The organism is Cupriavidus sp. FW216-B1, assembly GCF_058789195.1.
Genome location: NZ_JBYTEL010000024.1, coordinates 26,502 through 50,255 on the forward strand (window position 1 = coordinate 26,502; position 23,754 = coordinate 50,255).

The following is a 23,754-nucleotide window of genomic DNA, read 5'->3' on the forward strand; positions in this document are numbered from 1 at the left end:
GGCGCCGTCCCTTGGGGGCAAGCCTTCGGGCCATGCCTCCGGGTCGTTCATTCGCGTCATCCATCCGTGTTGCCGGCGCAGTTTCCGGCCGGTGCGCATCCAACAAGACAACTCCATGAAGCACACACTTTCCCTCGTGGCCGTCGCCGGCCTTTCCGCTCTTGTGGTCGGCTGTGCCGGCACCAATGTCGACGGCATGGTGGGCGCGGGCACCTCGATGTTCAAGGCGGCCTCGCTCGGCGATGCGGACGTCAAGTCGATGTCCGACCAGGCCTGCGCCGAGTCCGACAAGACCAACAAGATCGCCGCGGCCAACAGCGCCTATGGCAAGCGCCTGGCCAAGATCATGGCCGGCCTGCAGTCGACCGACATCTCCAACGTCAATGCCAAGGTCTACCTGACCAAGGACGTCAACGCCTGGGCGATGGCCAACGGCTGCGTGCGCGTGTACAGCGGCCTGATGGACATGATGACCGACGACGAAGTGCGCGGCGTGGTGGGCCACGAACTGGGCCATGTGGCGCTGGGCCACACCAAGAACAAGATGCAGGTAGCCTACGCCGCAATGGCCGCGCGCGGCGCGCTGGCGGCCAGCGGCAGCGGCGCGGTGGCCACGCTGTCGTCCTCGCAGCTGGGCGAGCTGGGCGAGCAACTGATCAACGCGCAGTTCTCGCAGACGCAGGAAAGCGCCGCCGACGACTACTCGTTCGACGTGCTGACCAAGAACAAGGCCAACACCCGCGGCCTGGTCACGGCTTTCCAGAAGCTGGCCAAGCTCGACGGCGGCAAGTCCAGCATGTTCTCGTCGCACCCGGGCTCGGCGGACCGCGCCAAGCACATCGAGGACCGCATCAAGCAGGGCAGCTGACCCGGCGCCGGCCTCGCGCCGGCGTCTTCCGCGCATGCAAGAAAGGCTGGCCGCCCGTTACCGGGCGGCCAGCCTTTTTTCCTTGTTTCCGCCGCCGTGGGCTACAAGCCGGCGCCGGAGGAAGGCGGATCAGCGGTACACGATCACGGGAATGTCGGTATGCGTGAGCACCTTCTGCGTCTCGCTGCCCAGCAGCAGGCCGGACAGGCCGCGCCGGCCGTGCGAGGCCATGAAGATCACGTCGCAGCCGTGGCGCTCGGCCGCGTCGATGATGCCGAGGTAGGGCACCGCGAAGGTCGTCATGTCGCAGTCGAAGGCGATGCCGTCGGCCGCGGCGGCGCTTTCCACTTCCTTCAGGTACAGCCGCGCCTGGCTCTCGACGCGGTCCTTGAAGGCCTGCGGGGCTTCCACCACGATCTCGCTGAAAGGCGTGTAAGGGTATTCCTCCAGGCACACATAGGCGGTGACGCGCGCCTTGATCGTCTTGGCCAGTTCCAGCGCGCCGTCGATGGCTTTCTTGGACAGTTCAGAACCGTCGGTGGGTAGCAGGATGTGCTTGAACATGCTGGACTCCTTTGGGGCAACGAGGCAGTAAGGGGGCGGTGCGCCGCATCAGGAGCAGGTCCAACGGCGCCTGCCCTTGATGCATTGTAGGCAGAGGTGGCGCATGGGTCATTGGCCTATATCAAATTCCTCCGCGGCGTGGGCCTCGCCGGCCCGGCGCCAGTAGGCCGGGTTGCCGTAGGTGTTCTTCAGGTGGTCGATGAACAGCCGCACGCGCAGCGGCAGGTGCTTGCGCTGCGGGAAGACCGCGTGGATGCCGATCGGCGGCGCCTGGAATTCGTCCAGCACCGTGACCAGGCGGCCGCTGGCGATCTCCTGCCCGACCTCCCACCAGGAGCGCCACGCCAGCCCGTGCCCCTGCAGGCACCAGGCATGCAGCACCGCGCCGTCGGTGCATTCCATCGAGCCGCCCACCTTGACCATGAGCGGCTTGCCGCCTTGCTGGAAGGCCCAGCCGCGCTGCACGTTGGCGCTCGCGCCGAAGGCCAGGCAGTTGTGCCGCGCCAGGTCCTCGGGCGCGGCCGGCACGCCGGCGCGCGCCAGGTAGGCGGGGGCGGCCACCACCACGCGGCGGTTCTCGGCCAGGCGGATGGACACCAGGCTGGAGTCGGGCAGGTCGCCGAGCCGGATGGCGCAGTCGAAGCCCTCGTTGACGAGGTCGACCACGCGGTCCGACAGGTCCAGCGTGAGCGTCACGTCCGGGTGTGACTCGATGAACAGCGGCACCAGCGGCGCCACGTGCCTGCGGCCGAAGCCGGCCGGCGCGGTCACGCGCAGGTGGCCGCTGGCCTTGACGCCGCCGGCCGAGACGCTGGCCTCGGCGTTGTGCAGGTCGTTGAGGATGCGCTGGCAGTCTTCCAGGAAGGCCGAGCCTTCGAAGGTCAGGCTGATCTTGCGCGTGGTGCGCAGCAGCAGCTTCACGCCCAGGCGCTCTTCCAGCGCGTCGATGCGGCGCCCGATGATGGCGGGCGCCACGCCCTCGGCGGCGGCGGCGGCGGACAGGCTGCCGCGCGCGGCGACCGAGACGAAGGTCTCCAGTTGCTTGAAATGATCCACGAATCTCGCCGGTGTGTGCCTCATGCCGCCCGGCGGGCCGCGTGCCGGGCAATGGAGTGGATTTGGTGCCTATTCTTATTGGCGTCAGCGAAGATTAGTAGTGTAAAAGTAAAAGATCAAGTGACCCGCAACGGCTATGCCGCGGTGCGGCGCCTACCTACAATGCATGCATTCACTGGTGTACAGGCCGCGCGGCACGGATGAGCGATGCGCGCCGGCCTGACGCGATCGTCCGAGGAAGCCCCAGGCTCATGCACAAGATCCGCGCAGTCGTCTTCGATGCCTACGGCACGCTGTTCGACGTGTATTCCGTCACCGCGCGCGCCGAGCAGCTCTTTCCCGGCAAGGGCGAGGCGCTGGCGCTGCTGTGGCGCGAGCGCCAGATCGACTACACCCGCATCCGCTCGCTGGCCGGCCCGGACGGCGCGCACTACAAGCCGTTCTGGCCGATCACGGTGGACGCGCTGCGCTACGCCGCCGAGCGCCTGCAACTGGACCTGGGCCCGGCCGCCGAAGCGCAACTGCTCAAGGAATACGCCTGCCTGTCGGCGTTCCCGGAGAACCTCGGCGCGCTCAAGCGCCTGCGCGCCGCCGGGCTGCCGCTGGGCATCCTCTCCAACGGCAACCCGGAGATGCTCGACATCTCGGTCAAGAGCGCCGGCATGCACGGCCTGTTCGACCATGTGCTGTCGGTCGACGCGGTGCGCCTGTACAAGACCGCGCCGGCCGCCTACGCGCTGGCCCCCGCGGCCTTCGGCGTGGCCCCGGCCGAGATCCTGTTCGTCTCGTCCAACGGCTGGGACGCATGCGGCGGCGCCTGGTACGGCTTCACCGCTTTCTGGATCAATCGTGCCGGCCATCCGGCCGAGCGGCTCGACGTGAGCCCTGCCGGCACCGGGCACGACATGAACGACCTGCTGCAATTCGCCCGCACCCGCGGCGTGGCGCTCTGACGGCAGGCAACCCGAACCAACCATCGAACACAGGAGAACACAGATGGCCATCACGCTGCCTGCGGGCATGAAGATCACCGGCGAGATCCTGCCGGCCTATGAAGACATCCTTTCGCCGGCGGCCCTGGCCCTGGTGGACAAGCTGCACCGCGCCTTCGAGCCGCGCCGCCAGGAACTGCTGGCCGCGCGCGTCGAGCGCACCAAGCGCCTGGACGCCGGCGAGCTGCCCGACTTCCTGCCGCAGACCAGGAGCGTGCGCGAAGGCGACTGGAAGGTCGCGCCGGTGCCGCCCGCGCTGCATTGCCGCCGCGTGGAAATCACCGGCCCGGTCGAAGCCAAGATGGTCATCAACGCGTTCAACTCGGGCGCCGACAGCTACATGACCGACTTCGAGGACTCCAACACTCCCAACTGGCACAACCAGTTGCAGGGCCAGGTCAACCTCAAGGCCGCCGTGCGCCGCACGCTCACGCTGGACTCGAACGGCAAGCACTACAAGCTGAACGACAAGATCGCCACGCTGCAGGTGCGCCCGCGCGGCTGGCACCTCGACGAAAAGCACGTCACCATCGACGGCCAGCGCGTCTCCGGCGGCATCTTCGACTTCGCGCTGTTCGTGTTCCATAACGCGAAGGAACAGATCGCCCGCGGCGCCGGCCCGTTCTTCTACCTGCCGAAGATGGAAAGCCATCTCGAAGCGCGCCTGTGGAACGACGTCTTCGTCATGGCGCAGAACGAGATCGGCCTGCCGCAGGGCACCATCAAGGCCACCGTGCTGATCGAGACCATCCTGGCCGCGTTCGAGATGGAAGAAATCCTGTACGAGCTGCGCGAGCACAGCGCGGGCCTGAACGCCGGGCGCTGGGACTACATCTTCTCGTGCATCAAGAAGTTCAAGGTCGACAAGAACTTCTGCCTGGCCGACCGCGCCAAGGTCACGATGACCTCGCCGTTCATGCGCGCGTATGCGCTGCTGCTGCTCAAGACCTGCCACAAGCGCGGCGCGCCCGCGATCGGCGGCATGAGCGCGCTGATCCCGATCAAGAACGATCCGGAGAAGAACGCGGTGGCCATGCAGGGCATCATCAACGACAAGAAGCGCGACGCCACCGACGGCTACGACGGCGGCTGGGTGGCCCACCCGGGCCTGGTCGAGCCGGCCATGAAGGAATTCGTGGCGGTGCTGGGCGACAAGCCCAACCAGTTCGGCAAGCAGCGCGACGACGTCAGCGTGTCGGCCAAGGACCTGCTGGACTTCCAGCCGGAAACCCCGATCACCGAGGCCGGCCTGCGCATGAACATCAACGTCGGCATCCATTACCTCGGCTCCTGGCTGGCCGGCAACGGCTGCGTGCCCATCCACAACCTGATGGAAGACGCCGCCACCGCCGAGATCTCGCGCTCGCAGGTGTGGCAGTGGATCCGCTCGCCCAAGGGCAAGCTGGAAGACGGCCGCAAGGTGACGGCCGAGATGGTGCGCGGCCTGATCCCCGAGGAACTGGCCAAGGTCAAGGAAGTGGTCGGCGGCGAGACCAGGACCTACGACCGTGCCGCCCAGATCTTCGAGCAGATGTCCACGTCGGAAGACTTCGCCGAATTCCTGACGCTGCCGCTGTACGAAGAAATCTGATGCCGTAGCCGCGCGCCGGGACCATCCCGGCGCATGGCAAGCCGGCCACGCCGCGCCGCCCCCGGACAGGGGGCGGCGCGGTTTTTTTTGTCCCGGCTACGCGGATGCCGGGAAGGTCTCCTGCAGCAGCGCGCGCACCGTGTCGGCCACGCCGTGCTGGCTGCCGCGGCGCCATGCCAGGTGCAGCTCCACGTCCAGCCCCGCGGCGTCCTCGAGCGGGCGGAAGGCCACGCCGGCATACCCGAGCCGGTGCGCGGACTGCGGCACCAGCGCCACGCCCATGCCGGCGTCCACCAGCGACAGGATGGAGTGCGTGTGGCTCAGCGTCTGCACGGTCTCGGGCGCCACGCCCTCGGCGCGCAGCCGGCCCGCCACCACCTCGTACAGGTAGCGCGACTCCGACGGGCAGAACTCGATGAACGGCTGCCCCTCCAGCGACCGCAGCGTGAGCGCGGCGCAGGTCATCAGCGCGTGCCCGACCGGCGCCGCCAGCACGAACGGCTCGCGCAGCAGCGGCGCCGACAGCGCGAAACTGCGCGGCGCGAACGGCCGCACCACGCCGAGCTCGATGCGGCCCGCGCCGATTGCCTCCAGTTGGGCGTCGGTCTGCATCTCGCGCAGCGACACGTGGACGTCGGGGAATTTCGCGCCGATGGCCGACAGCAGCTGCGGTAGCAGCGTGAAGCTGGCGGCCGGGATGAAGCCCATCGTCACGCTGCCGGCGTCGGCCCGCATGGCGCGCCGCGCGGCCAGCGTGGCGGCCTGGCTGCGGCGCAGGATGTCTTCCGCCTCGCGCAGGAAGGTGGCGCCGGCCAGGGTCAGCCGCACGGTGCCGCCCGAGCGCTCCAGCAGGCGCACGCCCACCTCATGCTCGAGCAGCTGGATCTGCCGCGTGAGCGGCGGCTGTGTCATGTTCAGCAAGGCAGCCGCCCGGCCGAAATGCAGCTCCGTCGCCACGGCGACGAAGCTGCGCAGATGCGAAAGCTGTAACACGATTCAATTCTTGTATTGCGGCATCGCCTGTTTGAATTGGACGCCGCGCCCGCTTCCTTCTTAGAGTGGCACCTCCTGACTCTTGCGTCTTTTGAGTCTTTTCCTCTGGGAGATAAAGGTGGCAACTTTTGAAGGCCCGGCGCTGCGCAGGGCGCTTGACGGCATTTCCGGCATTCTGGTCACGCCCTTCGACGCAGATGATACCGTTTCGCCGGCGCCGCTCGCGCCCGTGGTGGATCGCGCGGTCGAAGCCGGCGTGCACGTGCTGGTCGCCAACGGCAACACCAGCGAGTTCTACGGGCTGCGCGAGCAGGAAGCCGTGCAGATGGTGCAGGTGGCCGCCGAGTGCGTGGCCGGCCGCGTGCCGCTGCTGGCCGGCGTGGGCCGCAGCGTGCACGAGGCCTGCGCGCTGGCGCGCGCCTCGCGCCAGGCCGGCGCCGACGCGCTGATGGTGCACCAGCCGCCCGATCCGTTCGTGGCGCCGCGCGGCGTGGCGGCCTACGTGCGCCGCATCGCCGAGGCGGGCGAGGGCCTGCCGCTGGTGCTCTACCTGCGCAACGACAACATCGGCCTGGCCGCGATCGAGGCGCTGTGCCGCATCCCCGGCGTGATCGGCGTGAAGTGGGCCTCGCCCACGCCGCTGGTGCTGGCCGAAGCCATGCGCCGCACCGCCGATCTCGGCCTGGCCTGGGTCGGCGGCCTCGCCGAGGTCTGGGCGCCGCCGTTCTACGCGGTCGGCGCGCGCGGCTTCACCTCGGGCCTCATCAACGTGCTGCCGGAGCGCTCGGTGGCCATCCATGCCGCGCTCGAAGCCGCCGACTACGCGCAGGCGATGCGCCTGATCGGCGAGATGCTGCCGTTCGAGGAACTGCGCGCGCAGGAGAACAACGGCGCCAACGTCACGGTGGTCAAGGCCGCGCTGCGGATCATGGGCAACGACTGCGGCGCCACGCGGCCGCCCTCGGCGTGGCCGCTGAACGCGGGCCAGCAGGCGCAGTTGCAGGCGCTGCTGGCGGGCTGGGGCCTGGCCCGCTGATCCGGCGATCCGCCCGTTTTCCCCGATTCCCGCATCTCCGACCCCCGGCGGGGGCATCGTTTCCCCGCCGGCCCGAAGCACGACACAACACACCGGTTTCACCCGCAGGAGACAACCCATGCAGATCCACCGCCCGCTGCTTGCCATGCTGGCCGCCCTGTCGTTGAGCGGCGCCGCCGCCGCGCAGGGCTATCCCACCCATCCCATCACGATCGTGATCGGCTCCAGCCCCGGCAGCGCCACCGACGGCCTCGCGCGCGCCATCGGCATGGAAGTGACCAAGCTCACCGGCCAGGCCGTGGTGGTCGACAACCGCGCCGGCGCCTTCGGCGGCATCGCCGCCCAGACCGTGGCGCGCGCCGCGCCCGACGGCTACACGCTGTTCATGACCACCAACACCACGCAGGCCGCCAACCCGCACCTGCTCAAGAAGCTGCCCTACGACCCGATCAAGGACTTCGCGCCGGTCTCGCTGCTGACCAAGGGCTACCAGCTGCTGGTGGTCAACCCGCAGGTCAAGGCGCACAGCGTGGGCGAGCTGGTCGCGCTGGCCAAAAAAGAACCGGGCAAGATGAGCTACGGCTCCGGCAGTTCGTCGGCGCAGGTGGCCACCGAGCTGTTCCAGCAGGCCACCGGCACCAAGTTCACCTACGTGCCCTACAAGGCCAATCCGCAGGCGGTGATCGACCTGGTGGCCGGGCAGACCGACCTGATGATCGTCGACCTCGCCGCCAGCCTGCCGCAGGTCAAGGCCGGCAAGCTGCGCGCGCTCGGCATCAGCAGCCCGAAGCGCTCGGCGCTGGTGCCCGGCGTGCCGGCCATCGCCGAGACGCTGCCCGGCTACGAGGCCGGCTACTGGAACGCGCTGTACGCGCCCGCCAGCACGCCCGCGCCGGTGGTGCAGCGCCTCAACGACCTGATGCGTCGCGCGATGGCCGCGCCCGAGGTCAGGCAGGTGGTCGAGCAGACCGGCATGGAGGCCGCGCTGTCCTCGCCCGAGGAACTGGGGCGCTTCCAGCTGGCAGAGCTGAGCCGCTGGGGGCAGATCATCAAGACGGCCGGCATCCAGCCGGAGTAAGGGCGTAGCCGGTAGTGTGGCGGCGCGGCGGTCCCGCGCCTGCCGGCCCCGGGGGGCCCTGTACGGCGGTTGTCGGCGCGGTTGCCAGTGACTATGCTAGTCGGGCACATGGCCCGGCTTCCCGGGCCGGCCCGGGCAGACCGGACAGGAGACGATCAAATGCAGGTTTCGATACTTGTTCCGCCGCGTGCCCCGGTTTCGCGGCGCGCGCGCCTAATGTCCGCCGCGTTCGCCGCGCTCGCCGGCCTTGCGGCGGCCACGGCGATGGCGGCGCCCGTTTCGTTCACGGTGCCGCTGACCGGCGCGCAGCAGGTGCCGCCGGTCCAGACCGCGGGCAGCGGCTCCGCCGACCTCACCTATGATCCCGCCACGCGGGTGGTCGCCTGGACGATCAGCTTCAGCGGTCTGTCCAGCGCGCCGACGATGGCGCATTTCCACGGTCCCGCCGCGGCCGGCAAGAACGCCGGCGTGCAGGTCTGGCTGGCCGAGAAGGGCGCCGCGCTGGCCAGTCCCGTCAAGGGCCAGGCCACGCTGTCGCCGGACGAGGCGAAGGAATTCGCATCCGGCGAGATGTACATCAACGTGCATACCAAGGACCATCCGTCCGGCGAGATCCGTGGCCAGGTGCTGCCGCCCAGGAGCAACTGACGCGACCGACGTAACGGACGGCCGGCGCGGCGCGCGTATCAGAGATACGCCGCCAGCAGCGCCGCCGCCGCCGCGCCCGCGGCCAGCATGAGCAGCGCCAGCGCCACGGGCGCGCGGCGCGGCGCGGGGATGCGCGCGGGCAGGAGCTTGCGCCCGGTCAGCATCGGGCGCAGCAGGTTTTGGCCCTTGGCCGCCGCGTACAGCGCGATGGCCAGCACGTGCAGCGCCACCGCCGCCAGCAGCACATCCCACAGCAGCGCGTGCAGCGCCGAGATCGCATTGGCGAGCGGCGCCGGCACCCATTCGCTCAGCGGTCCTTCGTTGGCGATGTCGTTGTTGATGTAGAGCCCGCTGAGCGTCTCGCCGAGCAGCAGCGCGAGCAGCAGCAGCACCATCCAGCCGCCGGCCGGGTTGTGGCCGACCTGCAGGTCGGCCTCGCGGCGGAACAGGTGGCGCAGGTGGCGCCAAGCGGCGGCGGGCGAAGCCATGAAACTGCGAAAGCGCGCGGTCTCGCCACCGCAGCAGCCCCACAGCAGCCGGAAGAAAACCAGCGCGAGCAGCATCTCGCCGGCCCGCGCGTGCCAGTCCATCCAGTTCAGCCGGGCGGTGCCGTAGGCCACGGCCACCAGCACCACCGCCAGCCAGTGGAACAGCCGCGTGGGCGCGTCCCAGACCGTCACGGGGCGGCCCGCGGGCGGCGCCGGCGGCGCGGCCGGGTCGTCAGGTTTCATCGCTCGGCTCCGTCGGGCATCGGGCCCTTGCCGGCCTTTACTTTAGGCCCGCCTGCCGCCGCGGCCTAGCGCTGCGTCAGCTCGGCCGCGGGATTCCACAGCGCCGGGTCGAACGGGTTGATCTGCCGGCCGACCTCGGCGGTCTCGCGCTGCATCAGCTCCACCACGATGGGCAGGCGCTCCGGGCTCAGCCGCTCGATCAGCGTGCCGACGCCCAGCGCCGCCACCGCGCGGCCTTCGCGGTCCAGGATCGGCACCGCCACGCCCGCCATGCCGTCGAGCAGCCCGGCGCGGCGCGAGGCGTAGCCGCATTCGCGGACCTGCTCGATCTCGCTGCGCAGCGACACTTCGTCGAGCAGGCCGTATTCGCGCAGCCGCGGCAGGTTGAACTGCAGCACCGCCTCGCGCTCCTCGTCGGGCAGGAAGGCGAGGATGGCGGTGGCGGCCTGGCCCACGCCCAGCGGCACGCGCCCGCCGATGCCGCCGGTGAAGGTGCGGATGGCGTAGGGCCCTTCGTTGCGGTCCAGGCACACGGCGTCGAAGCCACTGCGCACCAGCAGGAAGATCGCGTCGTTGAGGCGCGCCCCCAGCCGGAGCAGCACCGGGCGGCAAAGCTGGCGCAGCCCGCTCAGGTTGCCGGCCTGGGCCGCCAGCGCGAAGAACTCGATGCTCAGCCGGTAGCGCTTGGAGCGCGTGTCCTGCTCGACCATGCCTTCCTTGACCAGCGATTGCAGCAGCCGGTGCGTGGTGGCCTGCGTCAGGCCGGTTTCCTGTGCCACGTCCTTGACGCGCGATGCGCTGTGCTGGTGCAGCGCCAGCGCGCGCATCACGGCAAACAGCCGGGCGGCGCCGCCGGCGGCGGGTTCCGTTACGTCTTCCATACAGTCGGCATCTCTTTCGTCGGAATTGAAGCAACGGCAGAAGGTCGCTTGATTTCAATCAATGGAATTTTACGAATAAAAATCCCACTGAACAGAATTATCTCACCGAACGGGTATGTTTCCTGCTCAAAATAAGCCGTCTCCTAACGGTTCGGATCCCGCCCCCACGATGCGCCGGATGCCGCCGCCGCCACCCAGGAAAAAGCGCATGTCCTTTCTTACCTTGAGCAATGTGAGCAAGTCGTATGGCGACAACCAGGTCGTCAGGTCGATGAACCTGTCGGTGGAGCGGGGCGAGTTCGTGTCCCTGCTGGGCCCCTCGGGGTGCGGCAAGACCACCACGCTGCAGATGATCGCGGGCTTCGCCACCGTCAGCAGCGGGCGCATCGCGCTGGACGGGCGCGACATCACCCATGCCCGGCCCAACACGCGCGGCCTCGGCATCGTGTTCCAGACCTATGCGCTGTTCCCCCACATGAGCGTGGAGGAGAACGTGCGCTTCGGCCTGGAGATGCGCAAGGTGCCGCGCGCCGAGCAGGCCGCGCGCGTGGCGCGCGTGCTGGAGCTGGTGCACCTGCGCGGCTACGAGGCGCGCTATCCGCGCGAGCTGTCGGGCGGCCAGCGCCAGCGCGTGGCGCTGGCGCGCGCGCTGGTGATCGAGCCGCCGGTGCTGCTGCTCGACGAGCCGCTGTCGAACCTGGACGCCAAGCTGCGCGAGGAAATGCAGTTCGAGCTGCGGCGCATCCAGCGCACGGTCGGCACCACCACCATCATGGTCACGCACGACCAGCACGAGGCGATGTCGGTCAGCGACCGCGTGGTGGTGATGGAGCAGGGCGTGCTGGTGCAGGTGGACAAGCCCTACGCGCTCTACGAGCAGCCGCGCACCGAGTTCGTCTCGTCGTTCGTCGGCAAGAGCAACCTGATCCCGGGGCGCGTGCTCGAAGGCGGCGCGCTGCCGCGCATCGAGCTGGCGGGCCAGCCCGCGCTGGTGGTCGGCCTGCCCGGCGCGGCCTGCCAGGCCGGCGCCGCGGTGCTGTTCAGCCTGCGCCCGGAGAAGGTGCATCTGGTGGCGCCCGGCGCGGGCCGCTTCGACGGCCGCGTGATCGAGCGCTTCTTCATGGGTAGCCACTGGCTGCACCGCATCGCCAGCCCGCTCGGCGAGCTGCTGGCGATGCAGAGCAACGACGGCCCGCCGCCGCAGCAGGACGGCGAGCAGGTCGGCATCACCTGGCGTGACGACAGCGCGCGCCTGCTGCCGGCCCCGGCAGCCACCGGCGCGGCGGCGCCGGCAGCGGTGCAGGCGGTGGCGGCATGAGCACCGCCGCAACCCTGCAAGGGCCGCCCAGGGCGCGCCCGTGGCCGTGGCTGATGTCGGCGCCCGGCCTGGTCCTGTTCCTGGTGATGCTGGTCACGCCGCTGGCGCTGACCGCCATGCTGGCCTTCAGCGTGTTCGACCACGACACCGGCAGCGTGGCCGGCGGCGTCACGCTGGCCAACTTCCTGGCCATCGTCACCGATGCCTATTACTACGAGATCCTGTGGCGCACCTTCTGGATCGCGCTGGTGACGACGCTGGTGTGCGTGCTGGTGGGCGTGCCGCAGGCCTTCATCCTTAGCCGCATGCGCAATCCGTGGCGCTCGGTGCTGCTGGTGGCGGTGCTGGCGCCGCTGCTGGTGTCGGTGGTGGTGCGCGCGTTCGGCTGGAGCATCCTGCTGGGCAACGCCGGGCTGGTGAACCAGATGCTCGGCGCGCTCGGCATCGCGCCGGTGCGCATCCTCTACACCAACCTCGGGATCGTGATCGGGCTGGTGCACGTGATGCTGCCGTTCATGATCATCCCGGTGTGGACCACGCTGCAGAAGATCGACCCGAGCGCCGCCGATGCCGCGCTCTCGCTCAACGCCTCGTTCCTGACCACCATGCGCCGCATCGTGCTGCCGCAGATGACGCCGGGCATTCTCTCCGGCAGCCTGATCGTGTTCGGCCTGAGCGCCAGCTCGTTCGCGATTCCCGGCCTGCTCGGCGGGCGCCGCCTGAAGATGGTGGCCACGCTGGTCTACGACGAATACCTCAATACCCTCAACTGGCCGCTCGGCGCGGCCATCGCCATCGTGCTGCTGCTGGCCAACCTGCTCATCATGCTCAGCTACAACCGCCTGCTCGAGCAGCGCTACAAGAAGCGCCTGGGGTGAACGCCATGAACAAGAACGGACCTCTCGCCCTGTGTTTCAACGCGCTGGTGATCGCCTTCACCGTGGCGCCGCTGCTGGTCGTCTGCCTGGTGGCCTTCACGCCCGGCGAAACGCTGAGCCTGCCGACCACCGCGTTCTCGCTGCGCTGGTTCCGCACGCTGCTGGAGCACGACGAATTCCTGCAGTCGTTCTGGACCAGCCTGGGGCTGGCCGCGGCCAGCGCCACGCTGTGCTGCCTGATCGCGGTGCCGGCCGGCATCGCCATCACGCGCCATGCGTTCGCGGGGCGCAACCTCGTCAACAGCCTGCTGCTGTCGCCGCTGCTGATCCCGCACCTGGTGCTGGGCGTGGCGCTGATGCGCATGTTCTCGCTGGTCGGCGGCGCCGGCAGCCTGGGCTGGCTGCTGCTGGCCCACACCATGGTCATCACGCCCTACGTGCTGCGCCAGGTGGTGTCCGCGCTGACCGGCTTCGACGCCAGCGCCGAGCAGGCCGCGGTGTCGCTCGGCGCGAGCCGCGCCACGGTGTTCCGCCGCATCGTGCTGCCGATGATCCTGCCCGGCGTCACCGGCGGCTGGATGCTGGCCTTCATCAACAGCTTCGACGAAGTCACCATGTCGATCTTCGTCACCTCGCCGTCGACGGTCACGCTGCCGGTGCGCATGTACATGTACGCGACCGAGTCGCTGGACCCGATGATGGCCGCGGTGTCCGCGCTGATGATCGCGCTGACCGCGGCGGCGATGCTGGTCATCGACCGCGTCTACGGCCTCGACCGCATGCTGGTGGGGCGCGCATGAGCACGCCATCCGATTCCGCGCGCGGCGCCGGCCAGTTGCGGCGGCTGCAGGAGCAGCGGCGCGCCGTGCTGCGCTTCGAGCTCGACGGCGTGTTCTGCGAAGGCCTCGAGGGCGACACCGTGCTGACCGCCATCCTGGTCCAGCGCCGGCGCCTGCGCGACAACGAATTCACCGGCGCGCCGCGCGCCGGCTTCTGCCTGATGGGCGCCTGCCAGGACTGCCTGGTGTGGCTCGAGGGCGGCGAGCGCGTGCGCGCCTGCGCGACCCCGCTGCGCGCCGGCATGCGCCTGCGCACGGCGCCGGTGTTCGCCGCGGCGCAGGCCGAGCCAGCGGAGCAAGCGAAGGAGCGGGCATGACGCGCGACGGCAACACGGTCATCGTCGGCGCCGGCCCGGCCGGCGTGCGCGCGGCGCAGACGCTGGTGCGCCACGGCCTGCGCCCGGTGGTGATCGACGAGGCGCCGCGCTGGGGCGGGCAGATCTACCGGCAGCAGCCGGACGGCTTCCGCCGCAGCGCGCGGCAGCTGTACGGCTTCGAGGCGGGCCGCGCGCGCGCCCTGCACGAGGCCTTCGCGGCCTTGCTGCCGCACGTCGACTACCGGCCCGGCCAGCTGGTCTGGAATGCCGACGGGCACGTGCTCGACCTGTGGGACGCCGTCAGCGGCCGCCACGCGAGCCTGCCGTGGCGCGACATCATCCTGGCCACCGGCGCCACCGACCGCATCCTGCCGGTGCCGGGCTGGACCACGCCGGGCGTGTATTCGCTGGGCGGCGCGCAGGTCGCGCTCAAGTTCCAGGGCTGCGCCATCGGCCAGCAGGTGGTGCTGGCCGGCAGCGGGCCGCTGCTGTACCTGGTGGCCTACCAGTACAAGAAGGCCGGCGCCGACGTGCGCGCCGTGCTCGACTACGCCAGCACGGCGGAGCAGGCTGGCGCGCTGCTGCCGATGAGCCGGCTGCCGGCGGTGCTGGCCAAGGGGCTGTACTACGTGGCGTGGCTGCGGCTGCACGGCGTGCCGATCCACGCGAACGCGCGCCTGGCGCGCGTCGAGGGCGAACATGGCGTGCAGGCCGTGCACTGGGTCTCGCGCACCGATCCGTCCGCGACCCGCCGCATCGCCTGCGACGCGCTCGGCTTCGGCTACGGCCTGCGCCCGGAGAGCCAGCTGGCCGACCTGCTCGGCTGCGGCTTCGCGTTCGATCCGCAGCAGCGCGCGCATCTGGTCGCGCAGCAGCAGGGCCGGGCGAGCGTGCCGGGCGTGTTCGTGGCCGGCGACGGCGCGCGCATCATGGGCGCCGACGCGGCCGAGCTGGCCGGCGAGCGCGCGGCGCTGACGCTGCTCGCGCAGCGCGGCATCGCCGTCGACGCGGCGCGGGCGGCGAAGCTCGATGCGCGGCTGGCGCGCATCGCCGCGTTCCGCGCCGGGCTGGAGCGCGCGTTTCCGTTTCCGCGCGACTGGGCCGCGCAGGTGCCCGATCACACCGTGGTGTGCCGCTGCGAGGCGGTCACGGCGGGCGAGATCCGCCGCGCGGCGCGCGAGCAGGGCGCCGACGAGATGAATCGCATGAAGGCGCTGTGCCGGGTCGGCATGGGCCGCTGCCAGGGCCGCATGTGCGGCGTGGCCGGCGCCGAGCTGCTGGCCGATGCCTGCGCGCGGCCGCTCGAGCTGGTGGGCCGCATCCGCGGGCAGGCGCCGGTCAAGCCGGTGCCGATCTCCGGCCTCGCCGCCGGCGAGGAGGGCAATCATGGCTGAAACCCTGCAAGCCGACGCGCTGGTCGTGGGCGGCGGCATCGTCGGCGCGTCGGCCGCGCTGGCGCTGCGCGCGCGCGGCCTGTCGGTGGTGCTGCTGGAGCGCGACCTGTGCGGCTCGCGCTCCAGCGGCGTGAACTACGGCGGCGTGCGGCGCCAGGGGCGCGCCTTCGCGCAACTGCCGCTGGCGCAGCGCGCGCACCGCATCTGGCAGGACCTGCCGGCGCTGCTCGGCACCGACGGCGAATACGTGCGCAGCGGCCACCTGAAACTGGCGCGCACGGCGGACGACATGGCCAAGCTCGAGCGCTATCGCGACGGCGCGCAGCCTTACGGCCTGGCGCTGGAGCTGCTCGGCCCCGGCGACTTGCGCCGGCGCTATCCGTGGCTCGGCGCCGGGCTGGCCGGCGCCTCGCTCTGCCCGGACGACGGGCAGGCCAATCCGCGCCTGGTGTCGCCGGCCTTCGCGCGCGCCGCGGCGGCCGCCGGCGCCGTCATCCGCGAGCGCGAGGCGGTGCTGCAGGTGGAGCACGGCGGCGCCGGCTTCGTCGCCACCACCGCCTCGGGCCTGACCGTGCGCGCGCCCAACCTGCTCAACTGCGCCGGCGCCTGGGCCGGGCCGCTGGCCGCGCGCTTCGGCGACGCGGCGCCGCTGACCCAGGGCCACCCGGCGATGGCCGTCACCGAGCCGCTGCCGTTCTTCCTGCCGCTGAGCCTGGGCATGGAGGGCGGCGACGTGTACTGCCGCCAGGTCGCGCGCGGCAACGTGGTGCTGGGCGGCGGCCGGGTCGAGCCGGGCGCGTCCGGCGTGGACGCGATCCGCTCCACCACCGCCGCGATCCTGGCGCAGATGCGCCGCATCGCCACGCTGATCCCGCGCCTGGAACAGGCCCAGATCATCCGCACCTGGAGCGGCATCGAAGGCTACCTGCCCGACCGCCAGCCGGTGCTCTGCGCCAGCCCGCGCGTGCCCGGCCTGTTCCACGGCTTCGGTTTTTCCGGCGCCGGCTTCGAGGTCGGCCCCGCCGCCGGCGCGGTGCTGGCCGAGCTGGTCGCCGACGGCGCCACCACGACCCCGATCGCCGCCTTCGACCTGCGCCGCTTCGCGCCGGGTACGGGCGTGCCTGCTGCTTCCCCCGCTGACTCACCCCGCATCGCCAAAGGAGTGCATTGATGACCAGACCGTTCGCTAAACAGATCCGGGCCGCCGCCGGCATGGCCGCCGCTTCGCTGCTGCTCGCCGCCGGCGCGCATGCCGCGACGCGCACGCTGTACGTCGGCATGAACGGCGGCTCGATGGAAAAGACCTACACGGACTTCGTGTTCAAGGCCTTCGAGAAGGCCAACGACGTCAAGATCGTGGTGGTGCCCGGCACCTCGTCCGACATCATGGCCAAGGCGCTGGCCGCCCGCGCCAAGCCGCAGATGCACGTGATGTTTCTCGACGACGGCCTGATGTACCGCGCCATCCGCATGGGCCTGTGCGAGAAGCAGCCGGCCTCCGCCGCCGGCAAGGCGCTCTATCCGCAGGCCCACATCGAGGGTGACATGGCCACCGGCGTGACCATGAGCATGACCGGCCTCGGCTACAACACGCGCGTGTTCAAGGAGAAGAACTGGGCGCCGCCCACCTCCTGGCAGGACCTGGCCGATCCCAAGTACAAGAACAAGGTGGTGTTCCAGTCGCTGCCGTCGTCCACCTTCGGCCTGCACGGCTTCCTGATGCTCAACCGCATCCGCGGCGGCAGCGAGTCCAACGCCGAGCCCGGCTTCAAGGCGTGGCCGCAGACGGTCGGCCCCAACGTGCTGGAATACGTGTCGAACTCGGCCAAGCTGTCGGAGATGGTGCAGTCCGGCGAGGCCGCGATCTTTCCGTTCACGCCCAGCATGACCACCATCTTCCAGGGCAAGGGGCTGCCGGTGGCCTATGCCCAGCCCAAGGAAGGCGCGGTGGTGCTGATGGTGGCCCAGTGCGTGATCGCCAACAACTCGGAGCCGGAGCTGTCGCAGAAGCTCGCCGCCTACCTGCTGACCGCCGCCGCGCAGAAGGCCGCGCTGGAAGGCGGCTCGTACAACCCGACCAACACCGAGGTGACGGCCACCGGCAAGGCCGGGCAGGAGCTGGCGCGGATGAAGGAATACCTCAAGACCGCGGTGACGGTCGACTGGAGCCAGATCAACCAGAACCGCGCCAACTGGGACCGGCAGTGGAACCGGCTGGTCGAGCGTTGAGCGGCGCCGCCGGGGTTTGCGCATGATCCTGCTGATCAAGTCCGGCGGCGCGCAGGCGCTGCCCGAATGGCGCGATGCGTTTGCCGCCGTGCTGCCCGAGGCCGAGGTGCGGCTGTGGGGCGACCCCGGCGTGCCGGCCGCGGCGGTGCGCTACGCGCTGGTGTGGGAGCCCGAGCGCGGCGCGCTGGCGCGCTACCCCAACCTCCGGCTGGCGATCAGCGCCGGCGCCGGCATCGAGCACATGCTGGCCGACGACCTGCTGCCGCCCGGCCTGCCGCTGGCGCGGCTGGTGCTGCCGGAGACGCAGCAAGGCATGGCCGAGTTCGTGGCGATGGGCGCGCTGATGCTGATGCGCGGCATGGGTGGCAGCGCGCGCGACCAGCAGCAGCGCCGCTGGCGCGCGCCGCCGCCCACGCCGCTGGCGCAGCGCACGCGCGTGGGCGTGATGGGGCTGGGCGCGCTCGGGCTGCACGCGGCGCGCTACCTGGCGGGCATGGGATTCTCGGTGCAGGGCTGGTCGCGCTCGGCCAAGGCCATCGACGGCGTGGCCACATACCACGGCATGGCGCAGTTGCCGGATTTCCTGGCGCGCAGCGACATCCTCGTCAACCTGCTGCCGCAGACCGCCGGCACGGCCGGCCTGCTCAACCGCGAGCGCCTCACCATGCTGCCGCGCGGCGCGCAACTGCTCAACGCCGGGCGCGCCGCGCACGTGGTGCAGGGGGATTTGCTCGATGCGCTCGATAGCGGGCACCTCGGCGGCGCGCTGCTCGACGTGTTCGATGTCGAGCCACTGCCGGAGTCTTCGCCGCTGTGGGATCACCCCAGGGTCATCGTCACGCCGCATTGCGCGGCGACGCCTTCGCGGCGGGATCGGGCGCGGCGCGTGGCGGAGTTGATTCGCATGGCGGAGGGTGGGGGGGAGGTGGAGGATGTTTATGAGGTGGGGAGGGGGTATTAGGGGAGGAGGTATGAAATTCAAAGGCAAAGGCCACTTCAAAGTCAACTTCTTAAAGTCAAAGTCAACGGCTTAAAGTCAACGTCAAAGTCAAAGGCTTTCGCTCCTCCGGAGCGACCTACTTTCTTTTGTCCGAAAAGAAAGTAGGCCAAGAAAGCGGACTGCCTTGCCGGCAGGGGCAGAGCCGAACAGTGTTGCTTAGGTTGGTGGTTTCGTGGTGGGGTTCGTGGTTCTGCTGGGATTCTGCCGGTACCGGTTTTGGCTGCCACTGTCTCTCGGGTGGTGTTCGATTCGTGGTGGCGCTGCATGATGGCGTTGGCCCGGGTGGTTCGGGCTGCTGCCGCGACCGGGACGAATGGGTGCGGCATAGGGACGGTGCTGGATTCGTGGTGGGCGCGGTGGCCCCGGTTTGAACCCGGTGCGGGATCTTGAGATGTGCCAGCGGGGAGCCCTCAGCGCTTACCGAAACCCAACACACCCGCGCTGGGTCCACCACGCCCACCACGAAACCACGAGGATGCTATGTCGTGGCGGCTCGAACTGGTAACGGCAGATGCCCGAACCAGCAGTGCACTCGCCACCATAGGTCTGACCCCGAAACCGATACCGCCAGCCAGATCGTGGCCGCTCGCACCGGTAACGGCAGGATGCCAGCAGAACCACCGCCCCCACCACGAAACCACCAACAAGAGAAATCCCAACGTTTCTGCCCCTGCCGGCCAGGCAGCCCGCTTTCTTTGCCTACTTTCTTTTCGGGGAAAAGAAAGTAGGTCGCTCCGGGGGAGCGAAAGCCTTTGACTTTGATTTTGACTTTGAAGAAGTTAACGTATTTGACTTATAAGTCGAATTTTATTTTTATAAATATTAACAAAATTATCACTCAACCTCCAAATCCTCCCCCTTCCACAATGCCGCCGCATAAAACTCCGGCCCAAAATCCACCGGCACCTCCCCCCGAATACGCCGCTCATGCAGCGGCAAATCCGCCAACAGCAAATCCCGGCTGATGCGCGCCACCGCGCCAGGAATATCGCGCCGCATGCTCGGCACGTCGCCGAGCGGCACGCCGGTGCTGGCGAACCCGCCCGGGTTGTGCACGTGGATGTCGCGCAGCCACGGCGCGCTGCCGGGCGTCTTTTCCAGGTATTCCAGCCCGCTGCCGAGGTAGGGCGAGGCGCCCAGTTCGTCGTCGCGCGCGTCGGCTGGCGGCTGGTAGCGGTCGCGCCAGCGCAGCACGTGCGGCGCGATGTCGGCCAGTTCGGGCCGGGCGGCGGGGTCGACCAGGTAGCCGGTGCCGGCGATGGCGAAGTCGAAGCGCAGCGTCTCGCCGCGTACCTGCGCGGCGATGCGTCCGCCTTCGATCTCGGCCGCGCGCCACGGCGCGCTCAGGTGCAGGTGGAACTGTTCGAAGCCGAGCACGCGCTCCACCGAGTCGGCCGGCGGCGTGGAGCCGGCGCGGCGGTAGCGCAGGGCCTGTTCCCAGCGCGTGGCGTCGGGCAGCGCATGGTAGTTGTCGTAGAGGCCGGGGTAGGCGCGGATGCGCGAGACCGGCGTGGCGGCAATGTGATCGCGCCGCGCGAACAGGTGCACGGCGGCGGCGCCGGCTTCGAGCGCGACCGCGGCGGCGTCGAAGGCGGAGGCCGCGGCGCCGAGCACGGCCACGGTCTTGCCGCGCAGCGCGGCGAAGTCGATGGCGTCGGCGGTGTGGGCGGCCAGGCCCGCGGCCACCGCCGCCGACAGCACGGCCGGCACGAACGGCGCGCCGTTGCCGGCCACGCCGCTGGCGAGGATGACCTTGCGCGCGGTCTCGGTGCGCGGCTGGCCGTCGATCTCCAGGTGCAGGCGGAAGTGCGGCACGGCGGCGCCGGTCACGGGTTCGATGCGCTTCACGCGCGTGCCGTAGCGGACGTCGATGCCGAGGAAGCTGCGGAACCAGTCGAGATAGTCGGCCCAGGCCAGGCGCGGAATGCGGTCGATGGCGGCGTAGGCCTGCGCGCCGTGGCGCGCTTCGTACCAGGCCTGGAAGCCGAGCGCGGGCAGGCCGAGCTCGGGGCCGACCAGGTTCTTGGGCGTGCGCAGCTTCTGCATGCGCGCGCGCTCGCGCCACACGCCCGCGCGCGCGCCGTCGGGCGCGGCATCGAGCACGGTGACGCGGCCGATGCCGGCGCGCCGCAGCGCGAAGGCGTAGGCGCTGCCGCTCTGGCCGCCGCCGACGATGGCGACGTTGTGGTCGATGCCGGCATGGGCGGGCACCCAGTCGTCGGGCGCGGGGCCGATCAGGCGCAGCGTCTCGCGCGCGAGGAAATCGGGATCGGCGGCGGCGCCGGCTTGGGCGAGGGAGGACAGGTCGGTCATGCGGCGATGGCGGTGGTCGGCGTGGTCTGGCCGGCGCTGGCTTGCGCGGCGGGATGGGCGGGGCGCTTGAGCCCGAGGTGCTCGCGCAGCGTGGTGCCCGCGTATTCGGTGCGGAACAGGCCGCGCCGGCGCAGCTCCGGCAGCACCAGCGCGATGAAATCGGTGAGGCCGCCGGGCAGCACCGGCGACATGATGTTGTAGCCGTCCGCGCCGTACTTGCGGAAGCGTTCTTCGAGCTGGTCGGCGATCTGCTCCGCGGTGCCGACCAGCTGCCAGTGGCCGCGCGCGCCGGCCACGCGCTGGTAGAGCTGGCGGATGGTCAGGTTCTCGCGCCGCGCGAGGTCGATCAGCAGGCGCTGGCGGCTCTTGCTGGCGTTGGTCTCGGGCAGCTCGGGGATGGGGCCGTCGAGCGGGTAGCCCGACAGGTCGAAGCCGCCGCTCAGGCTGGACACCAGCGCCAGGCCCACCACCGGGTCGATCAGCGACTGCAGCTGCTCGAACTTCTCGCGCGCTTCGCTCTCGCTGTGGCCGACCACCGGGAACACGCCGGGCAGGATCTTGAGGTCATCCGCTTCGCGGCCATACTTGGCGAGGCGGCCTTTCACGTCGGCGTAGAACGCCACCGCGTCCTCCACGGTCTGCTGCGCGGTGAACACGGCCTCGCCGGTGCGCGCGGCCAGTTCCTTGCCGGCCTCGGACGAGCCGGCCTGCACCACCACCGGATGGCCCTGCGGCGTGCGCGAGACGTTGAGCGGGCCGTGCACCTGGAAATGCTTGCCCTTGTGCCCGAGCACGTGGCGCCGCGCCGGGTCGTAGTAGCGGCCGCTGGCCTTGTCGCGCAGGAAGGCGTCGTCTTCCCAGCTGTTCCACAGGCCGCCCACCACGTCGGCGAACTCGGCGGCGCGCTCGTAGCGGTCGGCATGCGCGAAGTGGTGCTCGCGGTTGAAGTTGTGCGCCTCGTGCTCGCTCGACGACGTGACCAGGTTCCAGCCGGCGCGCCCGCCCGAGATGTGGTCGAGCGAGGCGAACTTGCGGGCGATGTGGTACGGCTCGTTGAAGCTGGTCGAGGCGGTGCCGACCAGGCCGATGCGCTCGGTCACGGCGGCCAGCGCGGACAGCAGCGTGATCGGCTCGAACTGCGCCTGGTAGCTGTGCGCGGTGCGGCTGAGGAATTCCACGTCGTCGCCGCGCGTGCCCACGCCGTCGGCGAGGAAGACCAGGTCGAACTTGGCGGCCTCGGCGGCTTGCGCCAGCGCCACGTAGTGCTTGAAGTCGATGCCGGCGTCGGCCTTGGCGTCGGGGTGGCGCCAGGCGGCGATGTGGTGGCCGCTCGGATAGAGGAAAGCGCCCAGGCTGAGGAAGCCGCTGCGTTGAGCCATGATGAGTTGTCCCTTGGTTGGTTGTCCCTTGCGTGTCAGGCGGCCTTGCGCGCGCCTTGCCGGCCCCGCGGGCGCGCCAGCCCGAGGTGGTCGCGCAGGGTGGTGCCTTCGTACTCGGTGCGGAAGATGCCGCGGCGCTGCAGGATCGGCACCACGCCGTCGACGAAATCCTGCAGCCCGCCGGGCAGGGCGTCGGGCATCAGGTTGAAGCCGTCGGCGGCGCCGTGGCGGAACCAGTGCTCGATGTCGTCGGCGATCTGCTCGGGCGTGCCGACGATCACGCGGTGCCCGCCGCCGCCGGCCAGCTCGCGCACCAGCTCGCGCACGGTGTAGCCGTGGCGGCGCGCGGTGGCCAGCGTGGCGTTGAAGAAGGTGTGGTTGCCGTTGCCGCTGGCGGGCAGCGCGAGGTTGTCGGGCAGGCGCTCGTCGAGCCTGAGGCGCTCCGGCGCGATGCCGAGGATGCCGGCCAGCCGCGCGAGGCTGTAGTCCCACGGGATCAGGTCGACCAGCTCGTCGCGGCGCCGGCGTGCCTGCGCCTCGGTGGCGCCGATGATGGTGGTGAGGCCGGCCAGCACCTGCACCGCGTCCGGCCCGCGCCCGAGCGCCTGCGCGCGCGACTTGAGCTCGCGCCCGTAGGCCAGCGATTCCTCGAACGACTGCGAGGCCGAGAACACCGCCTCGGCATGGCGCGCGGCCAGCTCGCGCCCGTCGGCGGAGCCGCCCGCCTGCACCACCACCGGGTGGCCCTGCGGCGGGCGCGGCAGGTTGAGCGGGCCCTGCACGCTGAAGTGCTCGCCGTGATGGGCGACCGGATGCACCTTGCCGGGATCGACGAAGCGCCCGCCGGCCTTGTCGCCGATGAAGGCGTCGTCCTCCCAGCTGTCCCACAGCGCTTTGACCACCGCGGTGAACTCGGCCGCGCGCGCGTAGCGCTGCGCGTGGTCCGGCGCGGCCTCGCGCCCGAAGTTGCGCGCCGACGGCACGTCGGCGGTGGTCACGACGTTCCAGCCGGCGCGCCCGCCACTCACGTGGTCCAGCGTGGCGAAGCGCCGCGCGATGTTGTAGGGCTCGTTGTAGCTGGTCGAGGCCGTGCCGATCAGGCCGATATGCGTGGTGGCCGCGGCGACGCTGGCCAGCAGCACGGTCGGCTCCAGCGCGGTGATCGGGCGGAAGTGGATCTGGTCGACGATGGCGGCGCTGTCGGCCAGGAACACGGCGTCGAGCTTGGCGGCCTCGGCGATCCGCGCCACGCGCACGTAGTGGCGCACGTCGGCGAAGGCGTAGGGATCGGCCTCGGGCAGCCGCCACGCGGACGGCACGAAGCCAGAGTGCAGCAGGTTGATGTTGAGGTGAAGCTGGCGCGGGCGTGTGGTGGCGCTCATTGGAATGTCCCCGGTTGCGGATGGCCTTCGCCGGGCACCCGGCGGTCCACGGCGCGGGTCTTGTACTCGGGTTGCGTGGAGCGCGGGAGTGCCGCGCAGGGCCTGCGAAGGCTTGACGATAGAACAAGCCGCGCGCGCCACCAACGAAGCAAAGCGCGCTTGCTTATCCGTTTGGCGTGGCGGCGCGCGCGGCCGGCCGGCGGCACATCCGCCGCCTCGATTCCTTGCGCTGGATCAAGCGCGGCGGCTTTGTTCCTTTTGTCACCA

General features: G+C 70.3%; 22 protein-coding genes. 14 read left to right on the forward strand and 8 right to left on the reverse strand.

The features are described from left to right. The first annotated feature begins 115 nt into the window (after nucleotides 1-115). Nucleotides 116-868, forward strand: a complete 753-nt coding sequence (gene loiP, locus AC3WXD_RS30320; RefSeq protein ID WP_081651378.1) for a metalloprotease LoiP — start codon at nucleotides 116-118, stop codon at nucleotides 866-868. Nucleotides 869-997: 129 nt separating this feature from the next. Here the strand turns inward: loiP and AC3WXD_RS30325 are convergent, their stop codons facing one another. Both AC3WXD_RS30325 and AC3WXD_RS30330 read right to left on the reverse strand, forming a co-directional pair. Continuing rightward, on the reverse strand, nucleotides 998-1,432 hold the full coding sequence (locus tag AC3WXD_RS30325) for a universal stress protein (RefSeq protein WP_020202708.1): 435 nt from the start codon (nucleotides 1,430-1,432) through the stop codon (nucleotides 998-1,000). 108 nt (nucleotides 1,433-1,540) lie between these two features. Next, nucleotides 1,541-2,488, reverse strand: coding sequence for a LysR family transcriptional regulator (locus AC3WXD_RS30330; RefSeq protein WP_156173877.1), 948 nt, complete (start codon nucleotides 2,486-2,488; stop codon nucleotides 1,541-1,543). Between the two features lie 251 nt (nucleotides 2,489-2,739). Between AC3WXD_RS30330 and AC3WXD_RS30335 the strand changes: the two genes are divergently transcribed. Together AC3WXD_RS30335 and aceB are read left to right on the forward strand one after the other, a co-directional pair. Continuing rightward, the gene (locus tag AC3WXD_RS30335; protein ID WP_454731704.1) at nucleotides 2,740-3,441 is read left to right on the forward strand and encodes a haloacid dehalogenase type II; all 702 of its coding nucleotides are present in this window, start codon (nucleotides 2,740-2,742) and stop codon (nucleotides 3,439-3,441) included. 43 nt (nucleotides 3,442-3,484) lie between these two features. Then, the gene (gene aceB / locus AC3WXD_RS30340; RefSeq protein ID WP_020202711.1) at nucleotides 3,485-5,071 is read left to right on the forward strand and encodes a malate synthase A; all 1,587 of its coding nucleotides are present in this window, start codon (nucleotides 3,485-3,487) and stop codon (nucleotides 5,069-5,071) included. Nucleotides 5,072-5,167: 96 nt separating this feature from the next. Here the strand turns inward: aceB and AC3WXD_RS30345 are convergent, their stop codons facing one another. Then, nucleotides 5,168-6,064, reverse strand: coding sequence for a LysR family transcriptional regulator (locus AC3WXD_RS30345; RefSeq protein ID WP_492325317.1), 897 nt, complete (start codon nucleotides 6,062-6,064; stop codon nucleotides 5,168-5,170). Between the two features lie 118 nt (nucleotides 6,065-6,182). On the opposite strand from AC3WXD_RS30345, the gene AC3WXD_RS30350 reads away from it, so the two are divergent. From AC3WXD_RS30350 to AC3WXD_RS30360, 3 genes are all read left to right on the forward strand, one after another. Beyond that, nucleotides 6,183-7,100, forward strand: coding sequence for a dihydrodipicolinate synthase family protein (locus AC3WXD_RS30350; RefSeq protein WP_492325318.1), 918 nt, complete (start codon nucleotides 6,183-6,185; stop codon nucleotides 7,098-7,100). Nucleotides 7,101-7,218: 118 nt separating this feature from the next. Beyond that, nucleotides 7,219-8,178: a Bug family tripartite tricarboxylate transporter substrate binding protein gene (locus AC3WXD_RS30355; RefSeq protein ID WP_492325319.1), complete on the forward strand. Its 960-nt coding sequence runs from the start codon at nucleotides 7,219-7,221 to the stop codon at nucleotides 8,176-8,178. Between the two features lie 216 nt (nucleotides 8,179-8,394). Beyond that, nucleotides 8,395-8,826: a CHRD domain-containing protein gene (locus AC3WXD_RS30360; RefSeq protein ID WP_492325320.1), complete on the forward strand. Its 432-nt coding sequence runs from the start codon at nucleotides 8,395-8,397 to the stop codon at nucleotides 8,824-8,826. 38 nt (nucleotides 8,827-8,864) lie between these two features. Here the strand turns inward: AC3WXD_RS30360 and AC3WXD_RS30365 are convergent, their stop codons facing one another. Then, nucleotides 8,865-9,557 carry a cytochrome b/b6 domain-containing protein gene (locus AC3WXD_RS30365; protein WP_492325321.1) on the reverse strand — a complete coding sequence of 231 codons (693 nt, stop codon included), beginning with the start codon at nucleotides 9,555-9,557 and terminating at the stop codon, nucleotides 8,865-8,867. Between the two features lie 65 nt (nucleotides 9,558-9,622). Continuing rightward, nucleotides 9,623-10,438 (reverse strand): IclR family transcriptional regulator, encoded by an 816-nt coding sequence (locus tag AC3WXD_RS30370; protein WP_020202717.1) that lies wholly within the window; start codon nucleotides 10,436-10,438, stop codon nucleotides 9,623-9,625. Between the two features lie 208 nt (nucleotides 10,439-10,646). Between AC3WXD_RS30370 and AC3WXD_RS30375 the strand changes: the two genes are divergently transcribed. The 8 genes from AC3WXD_RS30375 to AC3WXD_RS30410 are packed head-to-tail and all read left to right on the forward strand — an operon-like array spanning nucleotide 10,647 to nucleotide 18,374. Beyond that, nucleotides 10,647-11,756, forward strand: coding sequence for an ABC transporter ATP-binding protein (locus AC3WXD_RS30375; protein WP_029043538.1), 1,110 nt, complete (start codon nucleotides 10,647-10,649; stop codon nucleotides 11,754-11,756). Continuing rightward, nucleotides 11,753-12,634: an ABC transporter permease gene (locus AC3WXD_RS30380; RefSeq protein WP_059412869.1), complete on the forward strand. Its 882-nt coding sequence runs from the start codon at nucleotides 11,753-11,755 to the stop codon at nucleotides 12,632-12,634. The genes AC3WXD_RS30375 and AC3WXD_RS30380 overlap by 4 nt, the downstream gene beginning before the upstream one ends. 5 nt (nucleotides 12,635-12,639) lie before the next feature. Then, nucleotides 12,640-13,434, forward strand: a complete 795-nt coding sequence (locus AC3WXD_RS30385; protein WP_020423762.1) for an ABC transporter permease — start codon at nucleotides 12,640-12,642, stop codon at nucleotides 13,432-13,434. Then, on the forward strand, nucleotides 13,431-13,790 hold the full coding sequence (locus tag AC3WXD_RS30390; protein ID WP_492325322.1) for a (2Fe-2S)-binding protein: 360 nt from the start codon (nucleotides 13,431-13,433) through the stop codon (nucleotides 13,788-13,790). Before AC3WXD_RS30385 ends, AC3WXD_RS30390 begins: the two co-directional genes overlap by 4 nt. Next, a complete protein-coding gene (locus tag AC3WXD_RS30395; RefSeq protein WP_492325323.1) occupies nucleotides 13,787-15,184 on the forward strand; it encodes an FAD/NAD(P)-dependent oxidoreductase in 1,398 nt (465 codons plus the stop codon). The genes AC3WXD_RS30390 and AC3WXD_RS30395 overlap by 4 nt, the downstream gene beginning before the upstream one ends. Continuing rightward, the gene (locus AC3WXD_RS30400; RefSeq protein WP_020202723.1) at nucleotides 15,177-16,355 is read left to right on the forward strand and encodes an NAD(P)/FAD-dependent oxidoreductase; all 1,179 of its coding nucleotides are present in this window, start codon (nucleotides 15,177-15,179) and stop codon (nucleotides 16,353-16,355) included. The genes AC3WXD_RS30395 and AC3WXD_RS30400 overlap by 8 nt, the downstream gene beginning before the upstream one ends. Then, nucleotides 16,355-17,413, forward strand: a complete 1,059-nt coding sequence (locus AC3WXD_RS30405; protein WP_020202724.1) for an extracellular solute-binding protein — start codon at nucleotides 16,355-16,357, stop codon at nucleotides 17,411-17,413. Before AC3WXD_RS30400 ends, AC3WXD_RS30405 begins: the two co-directional genes overlap by 1 nt. A 22-nt stretch (nucleotides 17,414-17,435) precedes the next feature. Then, nucleotides 17,436-18,374 (forward strand): 2-hydroxyacid dehydrogenase, encoded by a 939-nt coding sequence (locus AC3WXD_RS30410; protein ID WP_492325324.1) that lies wholly within the window; start codon nucleotides 17,436-17,438, stop codon nucleotides 18,372-18,374. A gap of 873 nt (nucleotides 18,375-19,247) precedes the next feature. Here the strand turns inward: AC3WXD_RS30410 and AC3WXD_RS30415 are convergent. From AC3WXD_RS30415 to AC3WXD_RS30425, 3 genes are read right to left on the reverse strand one after another with little or no spacing between them, the layout of a single operon-like run. Then, entirely contained in the window at nucleotides 19,248-20,726 is a 1,479-nt protein-coding gene (locus tag AC3WXD_RS30415) for a SidA/IucD/PvdA family monooxygenase (RefSeq protein ID WP_492325325.1), read from the reverse strand. After that, nucleotides 20,723-22,105: an LLM class flavin-dependent oxidoreductase gene (locus AC3WXD_RS30420; RefSeq protein ID WP_492325326.1), complete on the reverse strand. Its 1,383-nt coding sequence runs from the start codon at nucleotides 22,103-22,105 to the stop codon at nucleotides 20,723-20,725. Before AC3WXD_RS30420 ends, AC3WXD_RS30415 begins: the two co-directional genes overlap by 4 nt. A 35-nt stretch (nucleotides 22,106-22,140) precedes the next feature. Next, complete coding sequence (locus AC3WXD_RS30425; RefSeq protein ID WP_059412864.1) at nucleotides 22,141-23,487, reverse strand: LLM class flavin-dependent oxidoreductase; 1,347 nt, start codon at nucleotides 23,485-23,487, stop codon at nucleotides 22,141-22,143. Nucleotides 23,488-23,754: the final 267 nt, after the last annotated feature.

What these genes read in the sequence shown, in the direction of transcription:
- loiP (WP_081651378.1), top strand. Translation starts at nt 116, where the DNA reads ATGAAGCACACACTTTCCCTCGTGGCCGTCGCCGGCCTTTCCGCTCTT.
- AC3WXD_RS30325 (WP_020202708.1), bottom strand. Translation starts at nt 1,432, where the DNA reads ATGTTCAAGCACATCCTGCTACCCACCGACGGTTCTGAACTGTCCAAG.
- AC3WXD_RS30335 (WP_454731704.1), top strand. Translation starts at nt 2,740, where the DNA reads ATGCACAAGATCCGCGCAGTCGTCTTCGATGCCTACGGCACGCTGTTC.
- aceB (WP_020202711.1), top strand. Translation starts at nt 3,485, where the DNA reads ATGGCCATCACGCTGCCTGCGGGCATGAAGATCACCGGCGAGATCCTG.
- AC3WXD_RS30355 (WP_492325319.1), top strand. Translation starts at nt 7,219, where the DNA reads ATGCAGATCCACCGCCCGCTGCTTGCCATGCTGGCCGCCCTGTCGTTG.
- AC3WXD_RS30360 (WP_492325320.1), top strand. Translation starts at nt 8,395, where the DNA reads ATGTCCGCCGCGTTCGCCGCGCTCGCCGGCCTTGCGGCGGCCACGGCG.
- AC3WXD_RS30365 (WP_492325321.1), bottom strand. Translation starts at nt 9,557, where the DNA reads ATGAAACCTGACGACCCGGCCGCGCCGCCGGCGCCGCCCGCGGGCCGC.
- AC3WXD_RS30370 (WP_020202717.1), bottom strand. Translation starts at nt 10,438, where the DNA reads ATGGAAGACGTAACGGAACCCGCCGCCGGCGGCGCCGCCCGGCTGTTT.
- AC3WXD_RS30375 (WP_029043538.1), top strand. Translation starts at nt 10,647, where the DNA reads ATGTCCTTTCTTACCTTGAGCAATGTGAGCAAGTCGTATGGCGACAAC.
- AC3WXD_RS30380 (WP_059412869.1), top strand. Translation starts at nt 11,753, where the DNA reads ATGAGCACCGCCGCAACCCTGCAAGGGCCGCCCAGGGCGCGCCCGTGG.
- AC3WXD_RS30385 (WP_020423762.1), top strand. Translation starts at nt 12,640, where the DNA reads ATGAACAAGAACGGACCTCTCGCCCTGTGTTTCAACGCGCTGGTGATC.
- AC3WXD_RS30390 (WP_492325322.1), top strand. Translation starts at nt 13,431, where the DNA reads ATGAGCACGCCATCCGATTCCGCGCGCGGCGCCGGCCAGTTGCGGCGG.
- AC3WXD_RS30395 (WP_492325323.1), top strand. Translation starts at nt 13,787, where the DNA reads ATGACGCGCGACGGCAACACGGTCATCGTCGGCGCCGGCCCGGCCGGC.
- AC3WXD_RS30400 (WP_020202723.1), top strand. Translation starts at nt 15,177, where the DNA reads ATGGCTGAAACCCTGCAAGCCGACGCGCTGGTCGTGGGCGGCGGCATC.
- AC3WXD_RS30405 (WP_020202724.1), top strand. Translation starts at nt 16,355, where the DNA reads ATGACCAGACCGTTCGCTAAACAGATCCGGGCCGCCGCCGGCATGGCC.
- AC3WXD_RS30410 (WP_492325324.1), top strand. Translation starts at nt 17,436, where the DNA reads ATGATCCTGCTGATCAAGTCCGGCGGCGCGCAGGCGCTGCCCGAATGG.
- AC3WXD_RS30415 (WP_492325325.1), bottom strand. Translation starts at nt 20,726, where the DNA reads ATGACCGACCTGTCCTCCCTCGCCCAAGCCGGCGCCGCCGCCGATCCC.
- AC3WXD_RS30420 (WP_492325326.1), bottom strand. Translation starts at nt 22,105, where the DNA reads ATGGCTCAACGCAGCGGCTTCCTCAGCCTGGGCGCTTTCCTCTATCCG.
- AC3WXD_RS30425 (WP_059412864.1), bottom strand. Translation starts at nt 23,487, where the DNA reads ATGAGCGCCACCACACGCCCGCGCCAGCTTCACCTCAACATCAACCTG.